We start from the raw sequence: 17470 nt of genomic DNA on the forward strand, positions 1-17470 counted from the left end.
TGACGAGGTTGCCGACTGGAACGAAGTTGTCCCGAGGGACGGAAGCGTAATTAGGTAACCCGGCTTCACACTGTAGACCGTATAAAGGCCCACGACGCCCGAATGCGCCCGCAGTCCGCCACTACCTGCTCACTTCCCCTCGAGCCTATCGTTCATCCCGTCGCCTACCCCGCCGAATCCGACTTGACCACCTAAGCTTCTGGTCAGCGAGCGCAGGAATTTTCCACCGCAGAACAACTTTTCATAAAGACGCGACGAGGTTTATCTCCATGGCACTGACACGCGAACAGCAAATTGCAGCCCTCGAAAAAGACTGGGCTGAAAACCCGCGCTGGAAAGGCGTGACACGCACTTACTCCGCTGCTGACGTCGTCCGTCTGCGTGGCTCGGTTCAACCTGAGCACACCTTTGCAAAAATGGGCGCCGAGAAGCTGTGGAACCTGGTCACCCAGGGTGCCAAGCCTTCCTTCCGTCCTGAGAAAGATTTCGTCAACTGCATGGGCGCCCTGACCGGTGGCCAGGCTGTTCAGCAGGTTAAAGCCGGTATCCAGGCGATCTACCTGTCGGGCTGGCAAGTGGCTGCGGACAACAACTCCGCAGAATCCATGTACCCGGACCAGTCGCTGTACCCGGTGGACTCGGTGCCAACCGTGGTCAAGCGCATCAACAACTCGTTCCGTCGTGCTGACCAGATCCAATGGAAAGCCGGCAAGAACCCGGGCGACGATGGCTACATCGACTACTTCGCGCCGATCGTGGCTGACGCCGAAGCCGGTTTCGGTGGCGTGCTGAACGCCTACGAGCTGATGAAGAGCATGATCGAAGCAGGCGCCGCCGGCGTTCACTTCGAAGACCAACTGGCTTCCGTGAAAAAATGCGGTCACATGGGCGGTAAAGTACTGGTTCCAACTCAGGAAGCCGTACAGAAGCTGACCGCTGCTCGTCTGGCTGCTGACGTTGCCGGTACCCCGACCATCATTCTGGCCCGTACCGATGCGAACGCTGCTGACCTGCTGACATCCGATTGCGACCCGTACGACCAGCCGTTCGTGACTGGCGAGCGCACTCAGGAAGGTTTCTACAAGGTTCGTGCCGGTCTGGATCAAGCCATCGCTCGCGGCCTGGCCTACGCGCCGTACGCCGACCTGATCTGGTGCGAAACCGCCAAGCCGGATCTGGACGAAGCTCGTCGCTTCGCCGAAGCGATCAAAAAGGAATACCCGGACCAACTGCTGTCGTACAACTGCTCGCCTTCCTTCAACTGGAAGAAAAACCTGGACGACGCGACCATCGCCAAGTTCCAGCGCGAACTGTCCGCCATGGGTTACAAGCACCAGTTCATCACCCTGGCCGGCATTCACAACATGTGGCACAGCATGTTCAACCTGGCGCACGACTACGCCCGCAACGACATGACTGCCTACGTGAAGCTGCAAGAGCAGGAATTCGCTGACGCCGCCAAGGGTTACACCTTCGTGGCTCACCAGCAGGAAGTGGGCACCGGCTACTTCGACGACATGACCACTGTGATTCAAGGTGGCTCGTCCTCGGTAACCGCACTGACCGGTTCGACCGAAGAAGAACAGTTCCACTGATTCTGCCTCGCTGAGCAAACGGCCTTTGCGGATCGTATAGAAAGCTAACCGCAGAGCCGCAAAACTGACGCCCCGACTGGTTCGGGGCGTTTTTTTGCCCGAGACAATCTCCCATACGCCACAACCCCCCTGTGGGAGCGAGCTTGCTCGCGAAGGCGTCATGTCAGTCACTATCCATGTCGAATGATGAACCGCATTCGCGAGCAAGCTCGCTCCCACAGGAAAAGCGTCAGCCGCGAATCAAAACATTGATCCAGAGCGGTACAACCGTCAGAAAAATCCGCTAAAACGGGCGCCGTCGCTAATTGCAGTAACGTGCAAGTAAGACAACTTCCCAACTGACATCCCGTTAAACAGTTACAAAACGCCCGCAAACGATATCAATTATCATTTAGCCGCAACTATGTTCGTTACATTCCCTACAAAACATTATTTGCATAAACCCGCCTAATGCCCGCAACGCATGGGCTGCAGGGCATTGGAGATGCGCTATGTCCTTATTCCAATAAATAATTTCGCTATAGGAATTTTACTTGCAGGGTGTTTAGCCATAAAATCAGCGCGATTGATTGCTGCGACATATCGTCACTGCCTATTTCTTTATCAAGCTCAGAGACCTTTGCTCTCTGTTAAGGATTACCAGCATGCCCGAAGCGACAGGACTCATGGCCCACAACTGGGGCTTTGCCATTTTCCTTCTGGGTGTCGTCGGCCTGTGTGCCTTCATGCTTGGCGTCTCCAGCCTCCTCGGGTCAAAAGCCTGGGGCCGCAGCAAAAACGAACCGTTCGAGTCGGGCATGCTACCTACCGGTGGCGCCCGCTTGCGGCTCTCAGCCAAATTCTATCTGGTCGCGATGCTCTTCGTGATCTTCGATATCGAAGCCCTCTTTCTCTTTGCATGGTCTGTGTCCGTCCGCGAAAGCGGCTGGACCGGATTCGTCGAAGCTCTCGTTTTCATAGCAATTCTGTTGGCAGGTCTTGTCTACCTGTTCCGAGTGGGCGCCCTTGACTGGGCTCCGGAAGCTCGTCGCAAGCGGCAGGCGAAGCTGAAACAATGAGGCTTTGGCAATGCAATACAATCTCACCAGGATCGACCCCGATGCTCCTAACGAGCAATATCCGATTGGCGAACGGGAAACCGTTTCCGATCCGTTAGAAGATCAAGTTCACAAAAACATTTTCATGGGCAAGCTGGAAGACGTGCTGAGTGGCGCGGTCAACTGGGGACGTAAGAATTCCCTGTGGCCGTACAACTTCGGCCTGTCGTGCTGCTACGTGGAAATGACCACCGCCTTCACGGCGCCCCACGACATCGCGCGCTTTGGCGCCGAAGTGATCCGGGCATCGCCGCGTCAGGCCGACTTCATGGTTATCGCCGGTACCTGCTTCATCAAGATGGCGCCGATCATTCAGCGTCTCTACGAGCAAATGCTCGAACCAAAGTGGGTTATCTCCATGGGTTCGTGCGCCAACTCCGGCGGCATGTACGACATCTACTCTGTGGTTCAAGGGGTGGACAAGTTCCTGCCCGTGGACGTCTACGTACCTGGCTGCCCGCCCCGTCCGGAAGCATTTCTGCAAGGCTTGATGCTGTTGCAGGAATCGATTGGACAGGAGCGTCGTCCGCTTTCCTGGGTCGTTGGTGATCAAGGCGTGTATCGCGCCGACATGCCTTCGCAGAAGGAACAGCGCCGCGAACAGCGAATCGCAGTCACCAACCTGCGCAGCCCTGACGAAGTCTGATCCAGATCTGTTCTGAAATAGAAACGAGAAGCTGGCTTCATTCTTTACGTTGACCGAAAGCGAAAAAATAACCATGACTACAGGCAGCGCTCTGTACATCCCGCCTTATAAGGCAGACGACCAGGATGTGGTCGTTGAATTGAACAACCGTTTTGGCCCGGAGGCGTTCACCGCCCAGCCGACCCGCACCGGTATGCCGGTGCTTTGGGTGGCGCGTGCCAGACTCGTCGAAGTCCTGACTTTCCTGCGTAACCTGCCCAAGCCGTACGTCATGCTCTATGACCTGCACGGCGTGGACGAGCGTCTGCGCACCAAGCGTCAAGGGCTGCCATCGGACGCCGAGTTCACCGTGTTCTATCACCTCATGTCGCTCGAGCGTAATAGTGACGTGATGATCAAGGTCGCCTTGTCCGAGAGCGACCTCAGCTTGCCCACCGTCACCAGCATCTGGCCGAACGCCAACTGGTACGAGCGTGAAGTCTGGGACATGTTCGGCATCGACTTCAAAGGTCACCCGCACCTGTCGCGCATCATGATGCCGCCGACCTGGGAAGGTCACCCGCTGCGCAAGGACTTCCCGGCGCGCGCCACCGAATTCGATCCGTACAGCCTCAACCTCGCCAAGCAACAGCTTGAGGAAGAAGCCGCGCGTTTCCGTCCGGAAGACTGGGGCATGAAGCGTTCCGGCCCAAACGAGGACTACATGTTCCTCAACCTCGGCCCGAACCACCCTTCTGCGCACGGTGCGTTCCGCATCATTCTGCAACTGGACGGTGAAGAGATCGTCGACTGCGTGCCGGACATCGGTTACCACCACCGTGGTGCCGAGAAGATGGCCGAGCGTCAGTCGTGGCACAGTTTCATCCCGTACACCGACCGTATCGACTACCTCGGCGGCGTGATGAACAACCTGCCGTACGTGCTCTCGGTCGAGAAGCTGGCCGGCATCAAGGTGCCTGAGAAGGTCGACGTCATCCGCATCATGATGGCCGAGTTCTTCCGGATCACCAGCCACCTGCTGTTCCTCGGGACTTACATCCAGGACGTCGGCGCCATGACTCCGGTGTTCTTCACCTTTACCGACCGCCAGAAGGCGTACACGGTGATTGAAGCCATCACTGGTTTCCGTCTGCACCCGGCCTGGTACCGCATCGGTGGCGTCGCGCACGACCTGCCGCGCGGCTGGGAAAAACTGGTGAAAGACTTCGTTGAATGGCTGCCAAAACGCCTCGACGAATACACCAAGGCTGCCCTGCAGAACAGCATCCTCAAGGGTCGTACCATCGGCGTCGCCCAGTACAACACCAAAGAAGCCCTGGAATGGGGTGTCACCGGTGCTGGCCTGCGTTCGACCGGTTGCGATTTCGACCTGCGTAAAGCGCGTCCGTACTCGGGCTACGAGAACTTCGAATTCGAAGTGCCGCTGGCCGCCAATGGCGATGCCTACGACCGCTGCATGGTTCGCGTTGAAGAAATGCGCCAGAGCATCAAGATCATCGACCAGTGCATGCGCAACATGCCGGAAGGCCCGTACAAGGCGGATCACCCGCTGACCACGCCGCCGCCGAAAGAGCGCACGCTGCAGCACATCGAAACCCTGATCACGCACTTCCTGCAAGTTTCGTGGGGCCCGGTGATGCCGGCCAACGAATCCTTCCAGATGATCGAAGCGACCAAGGGTATCAACAGTTATTACCTGACGAGCGACGGCGGCACCATGAGCTACCGTACCCGGATCCGCACTCCAAGCTTCCCGCATCTGCAACAGATCCCTTCGGTGATCAAAGGCAGCATGGTCGCGGACATGATTGCGTACCTGGGTAGTATCGATTTCGTTATGGCCGACGTGGACCGCTAAGCATGAACAGCACGCTTATCCAGACAGACCGTTTCACCCTCAGTGAAACCGAGCGCTCGGCCATCGAGCACGAGCTGCATCACTACGAAGACCCGCGCGCGGCGTCGATCGAAGCCCTGAAGATCGTTCAGAAAGAACGCGGCTGGGTGCCGGATGGCGCCTTGTACGCGATCGGCGAGATCCTCGGCATCCCGGCCAGCGACGTTGAAGGTGTGGCGACGTTCTACAGCCAGATTTTCCGTCAGCCGGTTGGCCGTCACATCATTCGCGTCTGCGACAGCATGGTCTGCTACATCGGCGGCCACGAGTCGGTGGTCAGCGAAATCCAGAACAATCTGGGCATCGGTTTGGGTCAGACCACCACCGACGGTCGTTTCACCCTGCTGCCTGTCTGCTGCCTCGGCAACTGCGACAAGGCACCGGCGCTGATGATCGACGACGACACCTTTGGTGATGTGCAGCCTGCTGGCGTCGCCAAACTGCTCGAGGGCTACGTATGACCCTGACATCTTTCGGTCCTGCCAACCGCATTCAGCGTTCGGCCGAGACTCACCCGCTGACCTGGCGTCTGCGTGACGACGGCGAAGCCGTGTGGCTCGACGAATACCAGGCCAAGAACGGTTACGCCGCGGCGCGCAAAGCCTTCGCCGACATGGATCAGGACGCCATTGTCCAGACCGTGAAAGACGCCGGCCTCAAAGGTCGCGGCGGTGCAGGCTTCCCCACGGGCGTGAAGTGGGGCCTGATGCCCAAAGACGAATCCATCAACATCCGCTACCTGCTGTGCAACGCGGATGAAATGGAGCCGAACACCTGGAAAGACCGCATGCTGATGGAGCAACTGCCCCATCTGCTGATCGAAGGCATGCTGATCAGTGCCCGCGCACTGAAAACCTACCGTGGCTACATCTTCCTGCGCGGCGAATACACCACCGCCGCCAAGCACCTCAACCGTGCCGTGGAAGAAGCCAAGGCTGCGGGCCTGCTGGGTAAAAACATTCTCGGCAGCGGCTTCGATTTCGAGCTGTTCGTCCACACCGGCGCCGGGCGTTACATCTGCGGTGAAGAAACCGCGCTGATCAACTCCCTCGAAGGCCGCCGCGCCAACCCGCGCTCCAAGCCGCCCTTCCCTGCCGCCGTCGGCGTGTGGGGCAAGCCGACCTGCGTGAACAACGTGGAAACCCTGTGCAACGTGCCGGCGATCATTGCCGACGGCGTTGACTGGTACAAATCGTTGGCCCGCGAAGGTTCCGAAGACATGGGCACCAAGCTCATGGGCTTCTCCGGTAAAGTCAAAAAACCTGGCCTGTGGGAATTGCCATTCGGGGTCACCGGTCGCGAGTTGTTCGAAGACTACGCCGGCGGCATGCGCGACGGCTTCAAACTCAAGGCCTGGCAGCCAGGCGGAGCCGGTACCGGTTTCCTCCTGCCAGAACACCTCGACGCACAAATGTACGCCGGCGGCATCGCCAAAGTGGGCACCCGTATGGGTACCGGCCTGGCCATGGCGGTGGACGACAGCGTCAACATGGTCTCCTTGCTGCGCAACATGGAGCAGTTCTTCGCTCGCGAGTCGTGCGGTTTCTGCACCCCGTGCCGCGATGGTTTGCCATGGAGCGTCAAGCTCTTGATGGCCATCGAACAAGGCCGCGGTCAGCCAGGCGATATCGAGACCCTGCTGGGTCTGGTCAACTTCCTCGGCCCTGGCAAGACCTTCTGTGCTCACGCACCGGGTGCCGTGGAACCGTTGGGCAGTGCCATCAAATACTTCCGCCCAGAGTTCGAAGCCGGTATCGCGCCAGTCAGCGCCGCCGTCCCGCCTCTGGCAAGGCCGATCGTAATCGGCGCGTAAACGCTTAAAAAGGCGAAGGGTCCGTGCCCTTCGCCTTTCGTCCGATGACGCCTTTCGGGGCTGACTGGATTCGGACGGATAACAAGATTCCATTAGCCACGCCCGCTGACACCGGGCCAACGAAGACCTTTGAACCATGGCCACTATCCACGTAGACGGCAAAGCGCTCGAAGTCGACGGGGCAGACAACCTGTTACAGGCATGTCTGTCGCTGGGCCTCGACATCCCTTATTTCTGCTGGCACCCCGCGCTTGGTAGCGTCGGGGCCTGTCGCCAGTGCGCGGTCAAGCAGTACACCGACGAGAACGACACCCGTGGTCGCATCGTCATGTCCTGCATGACCCCGGCCACCGACAACACCTGGATCTCCATCGACGATGAAGAATCCAAGGCGTTCCGCGCCAGTGTTGTTGAATGGCTGATGACCAACCACCCGCACGACTGCCCTGTGTGCGAAGAAGGCGGTCACTGCCACCTGCAAGACATGACCGTGATGACCGGCCACAACGAGCGCCGGTATCGCTTCACCAAACGCACCCACCAGAACCAGCAACTGGGCCCGTTCATTTCTCACGAAATGAACCGCTGCATCGCTTGCTACCGCTGCGTGCGTTTCTACAAGGATTACGCCGGCGGCACCGACCTCGGTGTGTTCGGCGCCCACGACAACGTGTACTTCGGTCGCGTTGAAGACGGCACCCTCGAAAGCGAGTTCTCCGGCAACCTCACCGAGGTCTGCCCGACCGGTGTGTTCACCGACAAGACTCACTCCGAGCGCTACAACCGTAAGTGGGACATGCAGTTCGCGCCGAGCATCTGCCATGGCTGCTCGAGCGGTTGCAACATCTCCCCGGGCGAGCGTTACGGCGAACTGCGTCGCATCGAAAACCGTTTCAACGGTTCGGTGAACCAGTACTTCCTGTGCGACCGTGGCCGTTTCGGTTATGGCTACGTCAACCGCACCGACCGTCCACGTCAGCCGCTGCTGGCCGACGGCACCAAACTCGGTCTGGACGCTGCGCTGGATAAAGCCGCTGATCTGCTGCGCGGGCGCAATATCGTCGGTATCGGTTCGCCGCGCGCCAGCCTCGAAAGCAACTACGCGTTGCGCGAACTGGTCGGCGCCGAGCACTTCTACTCGGGTATCGAAGCCTCCGAGCTGGAACGCATCCGTCTGGTCCTGCAAGTGCTGAAAGACAGCCCGCTGCCAGTGCCGAACATGCGTGACATCGAAGATCACGATGCGATTTTCGTCCTCGGTGAAGACCTGACCCAGACCGCCGCCCGTATGGCGCTGTCGCTGCGTCAATCGGTCAAAGGCAAAGCTGAAGACATGGCCGAAGCCATGCGCGTTCAGCCTTGGCTCGACGCGGCGGTGAAGAACATCGGTCAGCACGCGCTGAACCCGCTGTTCATCGCCAGCCTGGCGGAAACCAAGCTCGACGACATCGCTGAAGAATGCGTACACGCCGCTCCAGACGATCTGGCGCGCATCGGTTTCGCCGTGGCTCACGCTCTGGACGCCAGCGCCCCTGCCGTTGAAGGTCTGGACGCTGAAGCACTGGAACTGGCCAAGCGCATCGCCGACGCCCTGCTCGCGGCAAAACGTCCGCTGATCATCGCTGGTACTTCGCTGGGCTCCAAAGCCTTGATCGAAGCCGCCGCCAACATCGCTAAGGCGCTGAAGCTGCGCGAGAAGAACGGTTCGATCAGCCTGATCGTGCCGGAAGCCAACAGCCTTGGTCTGGCCATGCTCGGTGGCGAATCGGTCGACGCGGCGCTGCAAGCCGTCATCGACGGTAAGGCTGACGCGATCGTTGTGCTGGAAAACGATCTGTACACCCGCACTGCCAAAGAAAAAGTCGATGCTGCACTGAACGCTGCGCAAGTGGTGATCGTTGCTGACCATCAGAAAACTGCTACCAGCGATCGCGCGCATCTGGTGCTGCCAGCCGCGAGCTTCGCCGAAGGCGACGGTACGCTGGTCAGCCAGGAAGGTCGCGCCCAGCGCTTCTTCCAGGTTTTCGACCCGCAATACATGGATGCGAGCATCCTCGTTCACGAAGGCTGGCGCTGGCTGCACGCCCTGCGCGCGACCCTGTTGAACCAGCCGATCGACTGGACGCAACTCGACCACGTCACCGCTGCCGTTGCTTCGAGCACCGAGCAACTGGCGCGTATCGTCGACGCTGCACCGTCCGCCGCGTTCCGCATCAAGGGTCTGAAACTGGCGCGTGAGCCGCTGCGTTATTCCGGTCGCACCGCGATGCGCGCCGACATCAGCGTTCACGAACCGCGCACCCCGCAAGACAAAGACACCGCGTTCGCCTTCTCCATGGAAGGTTACTCGGGCTCTGCCGAACCGCGTCAGCAGGTGCCATTTGCCTGGTCGCCGGGCTGGAACTCGCCACAAGCGTGGAACAAGTTCCAGGACGAAGTCGGTGGTCATATCCGCGCTGGCGACCCGGGCACCCGCCTGATCGAAAGCACTGGCGATTCGCTGAATTGGTTCGCTGCAGCACCGCGCGCATTCAACCCGGCGCCGGGTACCTGGCAAGCCGTGCCGTTCTTCCACCTGTTCGGCAGCGAAGAAAACTCTTCGAAAGCCGCCCCGGTGCAAGAGCGCATTCCGGCTCCTTACGTTGCTCTGGCCAAGTCGGAAGCGGATCGTCTGGGCGTCAACGACGGTGCGCTGCTGAGCCTGAACGTGGCCGGCCAGACCCTGCGTCTGCCGCTGCGCATCAATGAAGAACTGGGCGCCGGTCTGGTGGCATTGCCTGCGGGTATCGCCGGCATTCCACCGGCATTCGCCGGCGTATCCGTCGACGGTCTGCAGGAGGCAGCGCAATGACCTGGTTCACCCCTGAAGTGATCGATGTGATCCTCTCGGTCGTCAAAGCCATCGTGATTCTGCTGGCCGTGGTGGTCGCAGGCGCGTTGCTCAGCTTTGTCGAACGTCGCCTGCTGGGCTGGTGGCAGGACCGTTACGGTCCGAACCGCGTTGGCCCGTTCGGTATGTTCCAGATCGCCGCCGACATGCTGAAGATGTTCTTCAAGGAAGACTGGACCCCGCCGTTCGCCGACAAGGTGATTTTCACCCTGGCACCGGTGGTGGCCATGTCCGCCCTGCTGATCGCCTTCGCGATCATCCCGATCACCCCGACCTGGGGCGTCGCGGATCTGAACATCGGCCTGCTGTTCTTCTTCGCCATGGCCGGTCTGTCGGTCTACGCGGTGTTGTTCGCCGGCTGGTCGAGTAACAACAAGTTCGCCCTGCTCGGCAGCTTGCGTGCATCGGCGCAGACCGTGTCCTACGAAGTGTTCATGGGCCTGGCCCTGATGGGCATCGTGGTCCAGGTCGGCTCGTTCAACATGCGCGACATCGTCGAGTACCAGGCGCAGAACCTGTGGTTCATCATTCCGCAGTTCTTCGGCTTCTGTACCTTCTTCATCGCTGGCGTCGCCGTGACTCACCGTCACCCGTTCGACCAGCCGGAAGCGGAACAGGAACTGGCCGACGGTTACCACATTGAATACGCCGGTATGAAATGGGGCATGTTCTTCGTCGGTGAATACATCGGCATCATCCTGATCTCGGCGCTGCTGGTCACCCTGTTCTTCGGTGGCTGGCACGGTCCGTTCGGCATCTTGCCGCAACTGGCGTTCGTCTGGTTCGCACTGAAGACCGCGTTCTTCATCATGCTGTTCATCCTGCTGCGCGCTTCCATTCCGCGTCCGCGTTATGACCAGGTGATGGATTTCAGCTGGAAATTCTGCCTGCCACTGACCCTGATCAATTTGCTGGTGACCGCTGCGGTCGTGTTGTGGAACACGCCTGCAGTCGCGGTTCAGTGAGGATTTGACCCATGTTCAAATATATTGGCGACATCGTTAAGGGTACTGGTACCCAGTTGCGCAGCCTGGTCATGGTCTTCGGCCATGGCTTCCGCAAGCGCGACACCCTGCAATACCCGGAAGAAGCGGTCTACCTGCCACCACGCTACCGTGGTCGCATCGTCCTGACCCGCGACCCCGATGGCGAAGAGCGTTGCGTTGCCTGCAACCTGTGCGCCGTGGCTTGCCCGGTGGGTTGCATCTCGCTGCAGAAAGCGGAAACCGAAGACGGTCGCTGGTACCCGGACTTCTTCCGTATCAACTTCTCGCGCTGCATTTTCTGCGGTCTCTGCGAGGAAGCCTGTCCGACCACCGCGATCCAACTGACTCCGGATTTCGAGATGGCCGAGTTCAAACGTCAGGACCTGGTGTACGAGAAAGAAGATCTGTTGATCTCCGGCCCCGGCAAAAACCCTGATTACAACTTCTATCGTGTTGCAGGTATGGCAATCGCTGGCAAGCCGAAAGGCTCCGCGCAGAACGAAGCCGAACCGATCAACGTGAAGAGCTTGCTGCCTTAAGGAAGAACGATGGAATTCGCTTTCTATTTCGCATCGGGTATCGCTGTTGTGTCCACGCTTCGCGTAGTCACCAACACCAACCCTGTGCACGCCCTGCTCTACCTGATCATCTCGTTGATCGCCGTGGCCATGACCTTCTTCGCACTCGGCGCACCGTTCGCCGGCGTGCTGGAAGTGATCGCCTACGCCGGCGCCATCATGGTGCTGTTCGTGTTCGTGGTGATGATGCTGAACCTCGGCCCGGCCTCGGTTCAGCAAGAACGCGTCTGGCTCAAGCCCGGCATCTGGGCCGGTCCGGTGATTCTCGCCGCCTTGCTGCTGGCCGAACTGCTGTATGTGCTGTTCGCTCACCAGAGCGGCCAGGCCATCGGCCACACCACCGTAGACGCGAAAGCCGTGGGCATCAGCCTGTTCGGCCCGTACCTGCTGGTGGTCGAACTCGCCTCGATGCTGCTGCTCGCTGCAGCCGTCACGGCGTTCCATTTGGGCCGTAACGAGGCGAAGGAGTAAGACATGCCTGCTATCCCTCTCGAACATGGTCTGGCAGTTGCCGGCATCCTGTTCTGCCTTGGTCTGGTCGGCCTGATGGTCCGCCGCAACATTTTGTTCGTGTTGATGAGTCTGGAAGTAATGATGAACGCCTCTGCACTGGCGTTCATCGTTGCAGGCGCCCGTTGGGGCCAGCCGGATGGACAGATCATGTTCATCCTGGTGATCAGCCTTGCAGCCGCCGAGGCCAGTATTGGTCTGGCGATCCTGCTGCAACTGTATCGCCGCTTCCACACGCTCGATATCGACGCTGCCAGTGAGATGCGCGGATGAATCTTATCTTTCTGACTTTCGTATTCCCTCTGATCGGTTTCCTGCTGCTGTCGTTCTCCCGTGGACGCTGGTCGGAAAACCTCTCGGCGCTGATCGGCGTGGGTTCCATTGGCTTGTCGGCGATTGTCGCCGCCTACGTCATCTGGCAATTCAACGTCGCACCACCCGAAGGCGGTCACTACACGCTGGTACTGTGGAAGTGGATGGCGGTCGAAGGCTTCAAGCCTGACTTCGCCCTCTACGTCGACGGCCTGTCGATCACCATGCTCGGCGTGGTTGTCGGTGTAGGTTTCCTGATCCACCTGTTCGCATCCTGGTACATGCGCGGTGAAGCGGGTTACTCGCGCTTCTTCTCGTACACCAACCTGTTTATCGCCAGCATGCTGTTCCTGGTACTCGGCGATAACCTGTTGTTCCTGTACTTCGGCTGGGAAGGCGTGGGCCTGTGCTCGTACCTGTTGATCGGTTTCTACTACAGCAACCGCAACAACGGTAACGCCGCACTCAAGGCGTTCATCGTGACCCGGATCGGCGACGTGTTCATGGCCATCGGCCTGTTCATCCTGTTCCAGCAAGTGGGCACGCTGAACATCCAGGAACTGCTGGTGCTGGCACCGCAGAAATTCCAGGTCGGCGACTTCTGGATCACTCTGGCTACCCTGATGCTGCTGGGTGGCGCGGTCGGTAAATCGGCACAACTGCCGTTGCAAACCTGGCTCGCGGACGCAATGGCCGGTCCTACCCCGGTTTCGGCACTGATCCACGCCGCAACCATGGTGACCGCAGGCGTTTACCTGATCGCCCGTACTCACGGTCTGTTCACCCTGGCGCCGGACATCCTGCATCTGGTTGGCATCGTAGGTGGTGTGACTCTGGTTCTGGCCGGTTTCGCGGCACTGGTACAAACCGACATCAAACGTATCCTCGCCTACTCGACCATGAGCCAGATCGGCTACATGTTCCTGGCGCTCGGCGTTGGTGCATGGGATGGCGCGATTTTCCACCTGATGACCCACGCCTTCTTCAAGGCCCTGCTGTTCCTTGCTTCCGGTGCGGTGATCGTTGCCTGCCACCACGAGCAGAACATCTTCAAAATGGGCGGTCTGTGGAAGAAACTGCCACTGGCCTATGCCAGTTTCATCGTTGGTGGTGCCGCCCTGGCCGCTCTGCCACTGGTTACCGCAGGCTTCTACTCCAAGGACGAAATCCTTTGGGAAGCGTTCGCCAGCGGCAACCACGGTCTGCTTTACGCAGGTCTGGTCGGCGCGTTCATGACGTCGCTGTACACCTTCCGCCTGATCTTCATCACGTTCCACGGTGAAGCCAAGACCGAAGCCCACGCCGGTCACGGCATCTCGCACTGGCTGCCACTGTCGGTGCTGATCGTGCTGTCGACTTTCGTCGGCGCCATGATCGTGCCACCGCTGCACGGCGTACTGCCGGAAAGCGTTGGCCATGCCGGTGGCGAAGCCAAGCACAGTCTGGAAATCGCTTCGGGCGCCATTGCCCTGGCCGGTATCCTGCTGGCAGCGCTGCTGTTCCTCGGCAAGCGTCGCTTCGTCACGGCCATCGCCAATAGCGGCATCGGCCGTTTCCTTTCGGCCTGGTGGTTCGCTGCCTGGGGCTTCGACTGGATCTACGACAAACTGTTCGTCAAGCCTTACCTGGCGATCAGCCACGTACTGCGCAAAGACCCGCTCGACCAGACCATCGGTCTGATCCCGCGTATGGCCAAGGGTGGTCACACTGCCCTGAGCCGCACCGAGACCGGTCAACTGCGTTGGTACGCTGCTTCGATGGCTGCTGGTGCCGTGCTGGTGATTGGCGCCATCGTGCTGGTAGCGGTCTGATATGAACCTTGCGAATTTGCGAAAGGAAACGAGCCCGTCATGATTCTGCCTTGGCTAATCCTGATCCCCTTCATCGGCGGCCTGCTGTGCTGGATGGGTGAGCGCTTCGGCGCTACCCTGCCCCGCTGGATTGCGCTGTTGACCATGACCCTGGAACTCGCCCTCGGCCTCTGGCTGTGGGCCCACGGTGACTATTCATTTGCGCCGGCGCCTGGCGCCGATCCGACCTGGGCGCTTGAGTTCAAGCATGTCTGGATCCAGCGCTTCGGCATCAACGTGCACCTGGCCCTCGACGGCCTGTCGCTGTTGATGATCCTGCTGACCGGTCTGCTGGGTATCCTCTCGGTACTCTGCTCGTGGAAAGAGATTCAACGTCACGTTGGCTTCTTCCACCTGAACCTGATGTGGATCCTGGGCGGCGTTGTCGGCGTGTTCCTCGCCCTCGACCTGTTCATGTTCTTCTTCTTCTGGGAAATGATGCTGGTGCCGATGTACTTCCTCATCGCGCTCTGGGGTCACAGTTCTTCGGACGGCAAGAAAACCCGGATCTACGCAGCGACCAAGTTCTTCATCTTCACTCAGGCGTCCGGCCTGATCATGCTGGTGGCGATCCTCGGTCTGGTACTGGTCAACTTCAACAACACTGGCGTGATTACTTTCAACTACGCCGACCTGTTGAAAACCAAGATGTCGATGACCACCGAGTACATCCTGATGCTCGGCTTCTTCATCGCCTTCGCGGTCAAGCTGCCAGTTGTTCCGTTCCACTCGTGGTTGCCTGATGCCCACGCCCAGGCGCCGACTGCCGGTTCCGTCGACCTCGCCGGTATCTTGCTGAAAACCGCTGCCTACGGTCTGCTGCGTTTCGCCCTGCCGCTGTTCCCGAACGCTTCGGCCGAGTTTGCGCCGATCGCCATGACCCTCGGTCTGGTCGGGATCTTCTACGGTGCGTTCCTCGCTTTCGCCCAAACCGACATCAAGCGTCTGATCGCCTTCTCTTCCGTTTCCCACATGGGCTTCGTGTTGATCGGCATCTACTCCGGCAGCCAATTGGCCCTGCAAGGTGCAGTGATCCAGATGCTGGCGCACGGCGTGTCGGCGGCGGCACTGTTTATCCTCAGCGGTCAGTTGTACGAGCGTCTGCACACTCGTGACATGCGTGAGATGGGCGGTCTGTGGTCGCGTATCGCTTACCTGCCGGCGATCAGCCTGTTCTTTGCGGCCGCCTCCCTGGGCCTGCCGGGTACCGGTAACTTTGTCGGTGAATTCCTGATCCTGATCGGCACTTTCGCCAGCGCTCCATGGATCACCGCGATTGCCACTTCCGGTCTGGTGTTCGGTTCGGTCTACTCGCTGATCATGATCCACCGTGCCTACTTCGGTCCGTCGAAATCGGATTCGATCCTGCACGGTATGGACGCTCGCGAACTGATCATGGTGCTGGGCCTTGCGGTGCTGCTGGTTTACCTCGGCGTCTACCCGCAACCGTTCCTCGACACCTCTGCCGCCACGATGCATGGCGTGCAGCAGTGGCTCGGCACCGCCTTCACTCAACTCGCTTCGGCCCGGTAAGAGCGCTATGGAATTCACGATTCAACACTTTATTGCGCTTGCGCCACTGTTGATCACCAGCCTCACCATTATCGTGGTGATGCTGGCAATCGCCTGGCGCCGCAACCACTCGCAGACCTTCCTGATCTCGGTCGCCGGTCTGAACCTGGCCTTGCTGTCGATCCTGCCAGCCCTGAAAGTCGCGCCTCTGGCCGTGACTCCACTGCTGCAAATCGACACCTTCGCTTGCCTGTACATGGCGCTGATCCTGGTCGCCACCCTCGCCTGCGTCACCCTCGCCCACGCCTACTTGGGTGATGGCGGTTCGGGTTACCCGGGCAACCGTGAAGAACTGTACCTGCTGATCCTGATGGCCGCCGCCGGTGGTCTGGTTCTGGTCAGCGCGCAGCACCTGGCCGGTTTGTTCATCGGTCTGGAACTGTTGTCGGTACCGGTTTACGGTCTGGTGGCCTACGCCTTCTTCAACAAGCGTTCGCTGGAAGCCGGCATCAAATACATGGTGCTGTCGGCCGCCGGTTCCGCGTTCCTCTTGTTCGGTATGGCGCTGCTGTACGCAGACTCGGGTTCGCTGAGCTTCGTCGGTATCGGTCAGGCTCTGGCTGCGACTGGCCTGCCTAGCTCGCTGGCGCAACTGGGCCTGGGCATGATGCTGATCGGTCTGGCGTTCAAGCTTTCGCTGGTACCGTTCCACCTGTGGACGCCGGACGTTTACGAAGGTGCCCCGGCACCGGTGGCTGCGTTCCTCGCGACCGCATCCAAGGTGGCGGTGTTTGCGGTGATGGTGCGTCTGTTCCAGATCTCCCCTGCTGCCAGCAGCGGTGTACTGAGCGACGTGCTGACCGTCATCGCCATCGCCTCGATCCTGTTCGGCAACCTGCTGGCCCTGACCCAGAGCAACCTCAAGCGTCTGCTCGGTTACTCGTCCATCGCGCACTTCGGCTACCTGCTGATCGCACTGGTGGCAAGCAAGGGTCTGGCGGTGGAAGCCATCGGCGTGTACCTGGTGACTTATGTGATCACCAGCCTCGGCGCCTTCGGCGTGATCACCCTGATGTCCTCGCCGTACAACGGCCGTGACGCCGATGCCCTGTACGAGTATCGCGGTCTGTTCTGGCGCCGTCCGTACCTGACCGCAGTCTTGACCGTAATGATGCTGTCGCTGGCGGGTATCCCGCTGACTGCTGGCTTCATCGGCAAGTTCTACATCATCGCTACCGGTGTTGAATCGCACCAATGGTGGCTGGTCGGTTCGCTGGTGCTGGGTAGCGCCATCGGCGTCTTCTACTACCTGCGCGTGATGGTCACCCTGTACCTGATCGAGCCAAACCTGCGTCGCCACGACGCCCAACTGCACTGGGAACAGAAGGCAGGCGGCGTGATGCTGCTGGCTATCGCCCTGGTCGCGTTCTTCCTGGGTGTGTACCCGCAGCCATTGCTGACACTGGTTCAGCAGGCGGGTCTGGCGGGCTGATTGCTCCGTCGCTTTTAGCTACAAATAGAAACGGCACCTTCGGGTGCCGTTTTTATTTTTGCGGGCAAGCCCGGCTCCCACAGGTTTCGATGGTGTTCACAAAGTCTGTACCCACCCTGGACCACTGTGGGAGCGAGCCTGCTCGCGAAGGCGTCGGCACATTCAACCTCTTCTTCGCCCGACACCCCACCGCTATCACCATTCGGCGTTGGGCACTGCTTGCGGGACTGTTCCGACACGGCAGCTGCGAAGCGTCTTCATAGATCAATCGAACGTTCTCACCACACGCGGC

At 59.7% G+C, this 17470-nt stretch carries 14 protein-coding genes; all 14 read left to right on the top strand.

Annotated elements, in window-relative coordinates; all coding sequences use genetic code 11:
- Positions 1-269 precede the first annotated feature (269 nt).
- The 14 genes from aceA (at position 270) to nuoN (ending at position 17178) form a co-directional block, all read left to right on the top strand.
- Entirely contained in the window at positions 270-1595 is a 1326-nt protein-coding gene (gene aceA, locus CLU80_RS02240) for an isocitrate lyase (RefSeq protein WP_093434273.1), read from the top strand.
- Positions 1596-2239: 644 nt separating this feature from the next.
- Positions 2240-2653, top strand: a complete 414-nt coding sequence (locus CLU80_RS02245) for an NADH-quinone oxidoreductase subunit A (protein ID WP_003223812.1) — start codon at positions 2240-2242, stop codon at positions 2651-2653.
- A gap of 10 nt (positions 2654-2663) precedes the next feature.
- Positions 2664-3338, top strand: coding sequence for a NuoB/complex I 20 kDa subunit family protein (locus tag CLU80_RS02250; protein ID WP_003223809.1), 675 nt, complete (start codon positions 2664-2666; stop codon positions 3336-3338).
- Between the two features lie 73 nt (positions 3339-3411).
- Positions 3412-5196, top strand: coding sequence for an NADH-quinone oxidoreductase subunit C/D (gene nuoC, locus CLU80_RS02255; RefSeq protein ID WP_093434270.1), 1785 nt, complete (start codon positions 3412-3414; stop codon positions 5194-5196).
- 2 nt (positions 5197-5198) lie between these two features.
- Positions 5199-5696: an NADH-quinone oxidoreductase subunit NuoE gene (gene nuoE, locus CLU80_RS02260; protein WP_007920186.1), complete on the top strand. Its 498-nt coding sequence runs from the start codon at positions 5199-5201 to the stop codon at positions 5694-5696.
- Positions 5693-7048 (top strand): NADH-quinone oxidoreductase subunit NuoF, encoded by a 1356-nt coding sequence (nuoF, locus tag CLU80_RS02265; RefSeq protein WP_099756646.1) that lies wholly within the window; start codon positions 5693-5695, stop codon positions 7046-7048. Before nuoE ends, nuoF begins: the two co-directional genes overlap by 4 nt.
- 136 nt (positions 7049-7184) lie before the next feature.
- Positions 7185-9899: an NADH-quinone oxidoreductase subunit NuoG gene (gene nuoG, locus CLU80_RS02270; RefSeq protein WP_099756647.1), complete on the top strand. Its 2715-nt coding sequence runs from the start codon at positions 7185-7187 to the stop codon at positions 9897-9899.
- On the top strand, positions 9896-10903 hold the full coding sequence (gene nuoH / locus CLU80_RS02275; RefSeq protein ID WP_007920179.1) for an NADH-quinone oxidoreductase subunit NuoH: 1008 nt from the start codon (positions 9896-9898) through the stop codon (positions 10901-10903). Before nuoG ends, nuoH begins: the two co-directional genes overlap by 4 nt.
- 11 nt (positions 10904-10914) lie before the next feature.
- A complete protein-coding gene (gene nuoI, locus CLU80_RS02280) occupies positions 10915-11463 on the top strand; it encodes an NADH-quinone oxidoreductase subunit NuoI (protein ID WP_007920177.1) in 549 nt (182 codons plus the stop codon).
- Between the two features lie 9 nt (positions 11464-11472).
- Positions 11473-11973 carry an NADH-quinone oxidoreductase subunit J gene (gene nuoJ / locus CLU80_RS02285; RefSeq protein ID WP_007920176.1) on the top strand — a complete coding sequence of 167 codons (501 nt, stop codon included), beginning with the start codon at positions 11473-11475 and terminating at the stop codon, positions 11971-11973.
- A 3-nt stretch (positions 11974-11976) separates the two neighbouring features.
- Complete coding sequence (gene nuoK / locus CLU80_RS02290; RefSeq protein WP_003223790.1) at positions 11977-12285, top strand: NADH-quinone oxidoreductase subunit NuoK; 309 nt, start codon at positions 11977-11979, stop codon at positions 12283-12285.
- On the top strand, positions 12282-14135 hold the full coding sequence (gene nuoL, locus CLU80_RS02295) for an NADH-quinone oxidoreductase subunit L (protein ID WP_095048078.1): 1854 nt from the start codon (positions 12282-12284) through the stop codon (positions 14133-14135). The genes nuoK and nuoL overlap by 4 nt, the downstream gene beginning before the upstream one ends.
- Before the next feature lie 39 nt (positions 14136-14174).
- Positions 14175-15707 carry an NADH-quinone oxidoreductase subunit M gene (gene nuoM, locus CLU80_RS02300; RefSeq protein ID WP_077573624.1) on the top strand — a complete coding sequence of 511 codons (1533 nt, stop codon included), beginning with the start codon at positions 14175-14177 and terminating at the stop codon, positions 15705-15707.
- A 7-nt stretch (positions 15708-15714) separates the two neighbouring features.
- Complete coding sequence (gene nuoN / locus CLU80_RS02305) at positions 15715-17178, top strand: NADH-quinone oxidoreductase subunit NuoN (RefSeq protein ID WP_007920173.1); 1464 nt, start codon at positions 15715-15717, stop codon at positions 17176-17178.
- The last annotated feature ends 292 nt before the right edge of the window (positions 17179-17470 follow it).

Source organism: Pseudomonas sp. 29 (assembly GCF_002754355.1).
GTDB classification, from domain to species: domain Bacteria; phylum Pseudomonadota; class Gammaproteobacteria; order Pseudomonadales; family Pseudomonadaceae; genus Aquipseudomonas; species Aquipseudomonas neuropathica.

Coding starts and splice junctions, on each gene's coding strand:
- nuoF (WP_099756646.1), top strand. CDS start 5,693: ATGACCCTGACATCTTTCGGTCCTGCCAACCGCATTCAGCGTTCGGCC.
- nuoH (WP_007920179.1), top strand. CDS start 9,896: ATGACCTGGTTCACCCCTGAAGTGATCGATGTGATCCTCTCGGTCGTC.
- nuoC (WP_093434270.1), top strand. CDS start 3,412: ATGACTACAGGCAGCGCTCTGTACATCCCGCCTTATAAGGCAGACGAC.
- CLU80_RS02245 (WP_003223812.1), top strand. CDS start 2,240: ATGCCCGAAGCGACAGGACTCATGGCCCACAACTGGGGCTTTGCCATT.
- nuoK (WP_003223790.1), top strand. CDS start 11,977: ATGCCTGCTATCCCTCTCGAACATGGTCTGGCAGTTGCCGGCATCCTG.
- nuoG (WP_099756647.1), top strand. CDS start 7,185: ATGGCCACTATCCACGTAGACGGCAAAGCGCTCGAAGTCGACGGGGCA.
- nuoM (WP_077573624.1), top strand. CDS start 14,175: ATGATTCTGCCTTGGCTAATCCTGATCCCCTTCATCGGCGGCCTGCTG.
- nuoI (WP_007920177.1), top strand. CDS start 10,915: ATGTTCAAATATATTGGCGACATCGTTAAGGGTACTGGTACCCAGTTG.
- aceA (WP_093434273.1), top strand. CDS start 270: ATGGCACTGACACGCGAACAGCAAATTGCAGCCCTCGAAAAAGACTGG.
- nuoJ (WP_007920176.1), top strand. CDS start 11,473: ATGGAATTCGCTTTCTATTTCGCATCGGGTATCGCTGTTGTGTCCACG.
- CLU80_RS02250 (WP_003223809.1), top strand. CDS start 2,664: ATGCAATACAATCTCACCAGGATCGACCCCGATGCTCCTAACGAGCAA.
- nuoE (WP_007920186.1), top strand. CDS start 5,199: ATGAACAGCACGCTTATCCAGACAGACCGTTTCACCCTCAGTGAAACC.
- nuoL (WP_095048078.1), top strand. CDS start 12,282: ATGAATCTTATCTTTCTGACTTTCGTATTCCCTCTGATCGGTTTCCTG.
- nuoN (WP_007920173.1), top strand. CDS start 15,715: ATGGAATTCACGATTCAACACTTTATTGCGCTTGCGCCACTGTTGATC.